7 protein-coding genes are annotated in these 8,815 nt (G+C 66.1%); 4 read left to right on the top strand and 3 right to left on the bottom strand.

Features of this window, described 5'->3' with window-relative positions; all coding sequences use genetic code 11:
- Together VN047_RS06405 and lexA are read left to right on the top strand one after the other, a co-directional pair.
- Positions 1–717: molybdopterin molybdotransferase MoeA (locus VN047_RS06405; RefSeq protein WP_325541208.1), on the top strand; the 717-nt coding region annotated here is incomplete at its 5' end.
- Between the two features lie 76 nt (positions 718–793).
- Positions 794–1,477: a transcriptional repressor LexA gene (gene lexA / locus VN047_RS06400; protein WP_325541206.1), complete on the top strand. Its 684-nt coding sequence runs from the start codon at positions 794–796 to the stop codon at positions 1,475–1,477.
- On the opposite strand, the gene VN047_RS06395 is transcribed toward lexA, so the two are convergent.
- Positions 1,431–3,590 carry a ComEC/Rec2 family competence protein gene (locus VN047_RS06395; RefSeq protein WP_325541204.1) on the bottom strand — a complete coding sequence of 720 codons (2,160 nt, stop codon included), beginning with the start codon at positions 3,588–3,590 and terminating at the stop codon, positions 1,431–1,433. The genes lexA and VN047_RS06395 overlap by 47 nt on opposite strands.
- Positions 3,591–3,673: 83 nt before the next feature.
- Here VN047_RS06395 and gltX point away from each other — a divergent pair, with 83 nt between their 5' ends.
- Both gltX and VN047_RS06385 read left to right on the top strand, forming a co-directional pair.
- Entirely contained in the window at positions 3,674–5,116 is a 1,443-nt protein-coding gene (gene gltX, locus VN047_RS06390; RefSeq protein WP_325541202.1) for a glutamate--tRNA ligase, read from the top strand.
- A 36-nt stretch (positions 5,117–5,152) separates the two neighbouring features.
- A complete protein-coding gene (locus VN047_RS06385) occupies positions 5,153–6,436 on the top strand; it encodes a citrate synthase (RefSeq protein WP_062180830.1) in 1,284 nt (427 codons plus the stop codon).
- A 383-nt stretch (positions 6,437–6,819) separates the two neighbouring features.
- On the opposite strand, the gene VN047_RS06380 is transcribed toward VN047_RS06385, so the two are convergent.
- Together VN047_RS06380 and VN047_RS06375 are read right to left on the bottom strand one after the other, a co-directional pair.
- Positions 6,820–8,202: a HAMP domain-containing sensor histidine kinase gene (locus tag VN047_RS06380; RefSeq protein ID WP_325541198.1), complete on the bottom strand. Its 1,383-nt coding sequence runs from the start codon at positions 8,200–8,202 to the stop codon at positions 6,820–6,822.
- The coding region (locus tag VN047_RS06375) for a hypothetical protein (protein ID WP_325541196.1) at positions 8,199–8,815 on the bottom strand (617 nt) is incomplete at its 5' end. The genes VN047_RS06380 and VN047_RS06375, both read right to left, overlap by 4 nt.

Raw genomic sequence — 8,815 nt, 5'->3', positions numbered from 1 at the left:
GCCGCGGCGATGAGCGGGGCGGGCCAGCTCGCGGTGGGTCGACGCCCGCGCGTTGCGATCGTGACGACCGGCGATGAACTCGTTCAGCCCGGACGTCCGCTTGCCGCCGGCCAGATCCCCGACAGCAACGGCGTGATGCTCGCGGCGATGCTTGCGGGCGAGGTCGCCGGGCCCGTCCTGCCGCACCATATCGGCGACGACCGCGCCCGACTTTCCAATGGCCTCAGGGAACTCGCGCGACGTCATGACGTCATCGTCACCGTCGGCGGTGCATCGGTCGGCGATCACGATCATGTCCGCGGCGCGCTCGACGATGCCGGCGGACAGCTCGATTTCTGGCGGATCGCGATGCGGCCGGGCAAACCGCTGATCGCCGGGACGCTGGACGGGGCGATCCTGCTCGGCCTGCCCGGCAATCCCTCCTCGGCATTCGTCACTGCGACGCTGTTCCTCCTGCCGCTCGTCCGTCATCTTGCCGGAGCCCGCGATCCCTTGCCTGCGGTGCAGCGGGCACTGCTTGCCGCACCGCTTCCCGCGGGTGGCACGCGGCGCGATTATCTGCGCGCACGCATCGAAAACGGCCGCCTGACGCCGCTCATCGGGCAGGAAAGCGGGCGAACGCTGCCGCTCGCCTCGGCGAACGCGCTGCTGCTCCGCGAGATCGGCGCCCCGCCGCGCGATACCGGCGACGTCGCGGACTATATCGTCATCGCTTGACAAGTTCCGCTTTGTTCCACTATCGTTCTCAATATGTCCGGCTCAGGTTCGTCCCGGCCCTCATGGAGAATGACCGATGTTGACCGCGAAGCAGCATGAACTGCTCCACTTCATCCAGGAACGGCTTGATTCGAGCGGCATTTCGCCCTCGTTCGAAGAAATGAAGGAAGCGCTCGGACTGAAATCGAAATCGGGTATACACCGGTTGATAAGCGCCTTGGAAGAAAGGGGTTTTCTCCGCCGCCTGCCCAATCGTGCACGCGCGCTGGAAGTGCTGAAGGTGCCCGAGGCGGCGAAACCCGCCGTGCGCGACGATCGCGACAATGTCGTCCCGCTCCGCAAGGCTCCGCCGGCACTCAAGCCGATCGCCGCCAACGACATCATCGAGGTACCCTTGCACGGCAAGATCGCCGCGGGCGTGCCGATCGAGGCGTTCGAGGATCACAACAATCTCGCCGTTCCCGCCGCGCTGCTCGGAGCGGGCGAACATTATGCGCTCGAAGTCTCGGGCGACTCGATGGTCGAGGCCGGCATTTTCGACGGCGACTATGCGCTGATCCAGAAAGCGAGCACCGCGCGCGAGGGCGATATCGTCGTTGCGCTCGTCGACGGGCAGGACGCGACGCTCAAATATTTCCGGCGCGAAGGCCAGATGATCCGGCTTGATCCCGCGAACAGCGCCTATGAACCACAGCGCTACCCGGCCGAACGCGTCATCGTGCAAGGGCGTCTGTCGGGATTGCTTCGTCGTTACCACTAAGCTGTTGCGGACGGCGCCAAGGGTGTTCATCCCCGGCGCGCAGCGCGGAGACGGCTTCGGGCGTTTCATCGAGATAGAGCGCAAGCCCGCCGGTTTCGGTCAGGCTGTCGCGATCGATCGTCATCCAGCGCCCCGCGCATTCATGCGGCAGCCAGCGGTCGCTGATCACGATATCGGCCGCAGCGCATGCGGCTGCCATGTCGCTCCCTTCGATCCGGTCGCGACCGCGCGATGCAAGGATCACGCGCACGGCGTTTCCCGCGCCTTGGCGCCAGCGGCAGAAGTCGCGGTTGCATTCGACGTGATCGAGGTCGGCGAGCGCCGCGAGCGGTGCATCGACGCCCGCCGCCTCGGCCATCGTATCGCGGACATAATCGCCCGCCCGGTCGCGGAGCAGCGCATAGCCGCCATCGGGCAGCGCGGCAGCGATGTGACGGCCATCCCCGGTCACGAGGATATCGGGCCGCGGCTGCACGAGCAGCGCAATCATTCCGACTAGCAGCGGGATCGCTCCCAGACGGCGCCAGTCGCTCTGCCAGAGCAGCAACCACAGGCCGCCCGAGACTGCGAGCGCAAAGCCCCATGGCGGGAAGGTTGGCAGCATGGCAACGGCGCCGGGCGCGTTCGCGACCCCATGCGCGATCCCGATCAGCACGTGTAGCGCCCGTTCGGTCACCCACCACAGCGGGGCGCCCAGGCCAACGCTGTCGAGCGCGAGCGCCAGCGCTTCGGCGGGCATGATGACAAAGGTCGTCAGCGGAATCGCGACGACGTTGGCGAGCGCGCCGTACAGCCCCGCCTTGTGAAAATGGAACAGCGCGATCGGCGCGAGCGCGATTTCGACCACCAGGCCGGTGATCAAAAGCCCCCCGACCCCGCGTCCGGCGCGCCATATCAGGGGCTCGTCGCGGCGCGCGAGAAAGCGGCGCATCGGACGGCTCTCGTGCAGCGCGATGATCGCCGTGACCGCGGCGAAACTCAGCTGGAAGCTCGGCCCCGCAAGCGATTCGGGGCGCCAGATCAGGACGATCAGCGCTCCGGCCGCCACCAGCCGCAAGGTGAGCGCTTCACGCCCCATCAGGAAGGCGACGAGCACGAGCAGCGCGGCGATGAACGAGCGCAGCGTCGGCACCTCGGCGCCGGCAAGCACTGTGTAACCGCCACCGGCGAGCGCCCCGGCGGCGGCGGCGAGCGGCAGGACATAGCCGGCGAGTGCGAGCCGCCGGCTGAGCGCAAGCAATCGCAGCGTCAGGAACATCGCAAAACCGACGACCGCGGTCACATGGAGCCCGCTGATCGACAGCAGGTGCGCAAGCCCGCTGCGACGCATGGCGTCATCGTCGGCTTCGCTGATCGCCCCACGGTCGCCGGTCACGAGCGCAGCGGCGATGCCCCCGGCCGACCCGTCAACCTGTCCGTGGATATGCGCGCTCAGTCTTGCCCGCAGCGGTGGCGCAGCGGCGCCTGTCCCCCGCACGCGCGCGACATCGCCCAGCACCGTTCCGACCGCGCCGATCCGGTCGAACCATGCCCGCTGCGCAAAATCATACCCGCCGGGAAGGCTCGCGGTGGGCGGCGGCATCAACCGTGCCCGAACGCCGACCGTCTCGCCCTCGGCAAGATCTGACGCCTGCTCGCCGCGCAAGGTCAGCCGCACGCGCGGCGGCAGGTCACTCCGTGCGCGGGGCAGCGCGACGATGCGAACCTGCCCTTTCGCCGGCAACGGCTCGACGCGCTCGACGATAGCGGAAAACTGGGTCGTGACCGGCCCGGCAAGCACAGGTGCCGCCACCCAGAGTGAACGTACCCAGATAAGCAGCACCCCCGTCGCCGCCACGCCGCACCCGACGACAACCATGCGCCCCAGCCGGCTCCGCCAGCCGATCAACAGGCCGGCCAGCATCCCGCCAGCGAGCAGCAGGAGCAACCCGATCCAGTGTGCTTTCGCCGGTAGCGCGAACCAGCCCGCGATGCCCGCGCCGAGCGCCACGGGCAGCCACAGCCCGATCCGCTCGCGTTCCGTCTCCAGCCGCGCCTCGATCGCCTCGGCCAGCCTGTACCCCCGGCTTGCCCAGCGCACGGCAATGGGCGTTTGAAGCAGCCTTGTCGCCATGCTAGGGGCTCCCCCGATCCCCGTCCCGAAAGACGGCAAACTGAGTGAAAGAGGCCTTGGTGGCAACCGAAAATCAAACCGATATGACCGAAGCGACCCTCGAAGCGACCGGTGCCGATGTGGTGACGCGCTTCGCCCCTTCGCCGACCGGCTTTCTGCATATCGGCGGTGCCCGCACCGCGCTGTTCAACTGGCTGTTCGCGCGTCATCACGGCGGAAAATTCCTGCTCCGGATCGAGGATACCGACCGCGCGCGGTCGACCGATGCCGCGATCGACGCTATTATCGACGGGATGCAGTGGCTCGACCTCGACTGGGACGGAGAGACGGTTTTCCAGTTCGCGCGCGCACCGCGGCATGCCGCGGTCGCGAACGAACTGCTCGCGAAGGGCGAGGCCTATCGCTGCTACCTTACCCAGGACGAACTCGCCGCGATGCGCGCCGAAGCGCAGGAAAAGCGCCTGCCCTTCCGCGTTCGCAGCCCTTGGCGCGACCGAGACGACGGCGACCCGGCGGCGCCGCACGTTATCCGTCTGCGCGCACCGCAGGACGGCGCAGTAACGATCGCCGACAAGGTTCAGGGCGAGGTGACGGTCCAGAACGCCGAACTCGACGATTTCGTCCTGCTGCGCAGCGACGGCACCCCGACCTATATGCTCAGCGTCGTCGTCGACGATAACGACATGGGCGTGACGCACGTCATCCGCGGCGATGACCATCTCAACAACGCGTTCCGCCAACTCGCGCTGATCCGGTCGATGAACTGGCGCGAGCCCGTTTACGCCCATGTCCCGCTGATTCACGGTGCCGACGGCGCAAAGCTGTCGAAGCGCCATGGCGCGCTGGGCGTCGACGCGTACCGCGACGAAATGGGCTATCTGCCCGAAGCGGTGAATAACTATCTTCTCCGCCTCGGCTGGGGTCACGGCGACGACGAGATCATCAGCCGCGAGCAGGCGACCCAGTGGTTCGACCTTGACCATGTCGGCCGTTCGCCGTCGCGTTTCGACTTCAAGAAGCTCGAAAATCTCAACGGCCATTATCTTCGCGAGGCTGACGATGGCCGCCTCGCCGACCTCGTTGCGTCGCGCGTCGAAAATCTCGTTGGTCGCGCGCTCGATGGGATCGACCGCGACCTGCTCACGCGCGCGATGGAATCGCTGAAACCGCGTGCCAAGACGCTCGACGAAGTCGCCGAGGGTGCAATCTTCCTTTTCCAGCCGGACCCGTTGCCGGTGGACGAGAAAGCGGGCGAGGTGTTAAAGGCCACGCCCGAAGGCCTGCTTGCTGCCGTAACGGAGCGACTGCGCGGGCTGAATGACTGGACGACAGAAGAGCTGGATGCCGCCGTGCGCGCCGAAGCCGAAGCCGCCGGACTGGGGCTCGGAAAACTCGCGCAACCTTTACGCGCTGCGCTAACCGGCCGAACCGTTTCCCCGGGGATTTTCGACGTGCTGCTGTTGCTCGGGCGAGATGTCAGCCTGGCGCGACTTGACGCAGCGCAACATTTTCCGGCAGGGGCGTAGCCTCTCTCTCCCCGCCGTCAGTACAGGGAATAAAATATGACCGACACCGCGAAAATCACGCTGGGCGACAAGACCGTCGACAGCCCTGTCCTGTCGGGCACCGTCGGCCCCGACGTCGTCGACATCCGCAAATTCTACGCCCAGACCGGTGCGTTCACCTATGATCCCGGCTTCACTTCGACCGCGAGCTGCGAATCGCAGATCACCTATATCGACGGCGACGAAGGCGTCCTGCTCCACCGCGGCTATGCGATCGGCGATCTCGCCGAACATTCAAGCTTCATGGAAACCTGCTACCTGCTGCTGAACGGCGAGCTGCCGAACGCGCAGGAACTGGCCGATTTCGATAATACGATCACGCGCCACACGATGCTGCACGAACAGCTTGCAACCTTCTACCGCGGTTTCCGCCGCGACGCGCACCCGATGGCCGTCATGTGTGGCGTCGTCGGCGCACTCAGCGCCTTTTATCACGACTCGACCGAGATTCACGATCCGCATCAGCGCATGATCGCGAGTCATCGTCTGATCGCGAAAATGCCGACGATCGCGGCGATGGCGTATAAATATTCGGTCGGCCAACCGTTCGTCTATCCTGACAACAAGCTCAGCTACACCGGCAATTTCCTGCGGATGACCTTCGGCGTCCCCGCCGAGGAATATGAGGTCGTTCCCGCCGTCGAGCGCGCGCTCGACCGCATCTTCATCCTCCACGCCGACCACGAACAGAATGCGTCGACCTCGACCGTCCGCCTCGCGGGCTCGTCGGGCGCAAACCCGTTCGCGTGCATCGCGGCAGGCATCGCCTGTCTCTGGGGCCCCGCGCACGGCGGCGCGAACGAAGCCGCGCTCAACATGCTGCGCGAAATCGGCCGCCCTGAACGCATTCCCGAATATATCGCGCGTGCAAAGGACAAGGACGATCCGTTCCGCCTGATGGGCTTCGGTCACCGCGTCTACAAGAACTATGACCCGCGCGCGACGGTGATGCAGAAGACCGTGCGCGAAGTGTTCGACGCGCTGAAAGTTAACGACCCGGTTTTCGAAGTTGCGCTGCAGCTCGAGGAAATGGCGCTCAACGACCCCTATTTCGTCGAGAAAAAGCTGTTCCCGAACGTCGATTTCTATTCGGGCGTGATCCTGTCGGCGATCGGTTTCCCGACGACGATGTTCACCGCGCTCTTCGCGCTCGCCCGCACCGTCGGCTGGGTCGCGCAGTGGAACGAAATGATCTCGGATCCCGCACAGAAGATCGGCCGCCCGCGCCAGCTCTACACCGGCCCGACGCATCGTCCGTTCGTCCCGGTCGACAAGCGGTAATCGAGCGAAATATCGAAAACGAAAAAGGGGCCGTTCCGCGGCCCCTTTTTTTGCTTTTACGGCATTAGTCGACAGATTGCGGACGTCGCGCCATCATCATAAACTTGCGAATTCCGTAAGGGGAGGCATCGTGGAAGCCGTTGGAATCGCTATATGGTGCTTAAGTTCAGGCGCGATCATCTACTTTAGCAGGTATTTTCTCCCTGACTGGTGGGCAAGGGTTCGAGGTCGCGAGCGCCCTCCCGGCTATAGCCGCAAAGCAACTATTGGTGGTTGTTTATCTATGGCGATCATTTGGGTCGGGATTGGCCTTATGATGCTATTGGAAAGGTTGGCAGCCTCATAGCGCCACTTCCGCTCACCGTCCCAATGCCGCCACCCGATCAGCCGCCATCCCGCGCCGGCAGGCTCAACGTAAAGCGCGCACCCTGCCCCGGCGCGCTGTCGACGGTCAGATCGCCGTCCATCGCGCGCGCCAGACGCCGCGCTATATAGAGGCCGAGGCCCGATCCGCCGCTGTCGGTGCGGCCCAACCGCTCGAATTTCTCGAACACCACCGCCTGCTGATCGGCGTCGATCCCCTGCCCCTGATCTGCAACGGTGATCGTCGCGCGATCGCCTTCGCGGTCGACGCGGATCCATATCTGGGAATTTTCAGGCGAATAGCGGATGGCATTGCCAAGCAGGTTCAGCAGCACCTGCAGCACGCGGCGGAACTCGCCGGTGGCCGGCGCCCGATCATCGGTGCGCGGCGCATCGATATGGATGCCCTTCTCTTCTGCCTTCATGCCGAGCAGTCCGACCGCGCGGCGCGCCAGATCGCCAAGATCGATTTCGTCACGCGCCGCCTTGAACCCCGGACGCTCGATATTCTGTAGGTCGGCGAGATCGTCGACCAAGCCCAGCAAATGCCGCCCCGCGTGCGCAATATCGCCGGCATAGCGCGCATAATCGGCGCGGATCGGTCCGTCGAACTGCCCCGAAATCGTTTCCGCCGTCGCAATGATGCGGCTCAGCGGCCCGCGCAGCGCGCCGTCGATCCGCCGCCCGAACTGCGGATCGGACAGCGGAAGCGATCCGAATGCGGGATCGACCAACGCCCCCCCGCGCGCTGGCTCGGCCGGAGCCTGTGCGCCGGTGAGTGCAGCCAGGCCGCGGAAGCCTGTGAAGCGTCCGGTGGCGTCAAATAAGGCTTCGCCCGACAGCGTCATCGCGACGCGCGCCGCTGGCGCATCGACCTGGACGCGCTGACCTTCAAAGCGCGCTTGCCGCGCGAGCGCGCGCAGCACCGGAAAGCGCCCGTCGTCGTCGGGCTGCAGCTCGAACAGTTCGGACAGCGAGCGTCCTTCCCATCCGCCCGGCACCGCCGGAGCGTCGGATGCGGCGCGGAGCGCGACCACACGCAATTGCTGGTCACATTCCCATGCCCAGCTTCGTGATACCGCTGCGCTGTCGGTTATTGCCGGGATCTGCGGCTGCGCGGCCGTATGCGCACGCCAGTCGGTGATCTCGAGGCTTGCGCCATCGGCGTCGGGTATGATGCGAACCAGCGCGTGGATATCGCTGTGATCGTCGGCAGCATGTAGCGGCCGGCTGATATCGTGATGCAGCCGCTGCGCCAGCGCGACGAGCCGCGCGAGGTGCGGCAACGCCAGCGGGCTGTCGAGCCCCGCACCGGCGCGCTGCTGCAGGCGCAACAGGGGCGCATCAGCGCTGACCAACGCGCCCGACCGGTCGATCCGGCCCCGTATGATTCGCTCGCTCACCGCGTGGGTGCTCCGGTCGGGGGAGACCCGGCATGGTCTACGCTCACCGCGCGCGCTGGCAACATCGCCAGCGAAGCCTCGAGCGGCGCCAGTGCCGCGTAATCAAGCCGCAATGGCGCGAGCAGCGTCGGCAGCGCCGCACTCTCGGCGGTGAGCAGCGCCAGCGCCATATCACCATAGCTCCGGTCATGCGCCGCCGCGGCTAGCGCGATCAGCGTTGACCAGTCATGGCGCGCAATCGCCGCAATCGCCATCTCGGGCAGCGCCGTGCCCAGTGTCTCGAAATAATGCCTCGCGGCGCCGGCAATGCCCGACTCGCCGGCCTGTTTTTCGGTGGCCATCCGGACCGCATCGCCCAATTCGGCAGCGCGCGTGCGATCCGCGCTCACTTCGGCCAGCCGCCACGCGGCAATGTCGAGCAGCAACGCCCGGAATATTTCACCGTCGAGATCGGCGATCGCGAGCGCAGGATGGCCCAGCGCGTCGAAACGGCGCCGATCGGCGATCCGTAGCGCGAGATAGGCGCGATCGGAATCGGAGAGCGGCCTGCCCGCGGCCTGCGTGTCGACCGCCGCTTCGTCGCCTTCGGCGCCGATCGGCGGCGCGCTTGCGC

The organism is Sphingopyxis sp., from assembly GCF_035565275.1.
In the GTDB taxonomy this organism is placed as follows: domain Bacteria; phylum Pseudomonadota; class Alphaproteobacteria; order Sphingomonadales; family Sphingomonadaceae; genus Sphingopyxis.
Note: the sequence above shows the minus strand (reverse complement) of the source record. Positions and strands in the feature narration are given on the sequence as shown.

Excerpts from the sequence above, each read along its gene's own strand:
- lexA (WP_325541206.1), top strand. The coding sequence starts at position 794 with ATGTTGACCGCGAAGCAGCATGAACTGCTCCACTTCATCCAGGAACGG.
- VN047_RS06395 (WP_325541204.1), bottom strand. The coding sequence starts at position 3,590 with ATGGCGACAAGGCTGCTTCAAACGCCCATTGCCGTGCGCTGGGCAAGC.
- gltX (WP_325541202.1), top strand. The coding sequence starts at position 3,674 with ATGACCGAAGCGACCCTCGAAGCGACCGGTGCCGATGTGGTGACGCGC.
- VN047_RS06385 (WP_062180830.1), top strand. The coding sequence starts at position 5,153 with ATGACCGACACCGCGAAAATCACGCTGGGCGACAAGACCGTCGACAGC.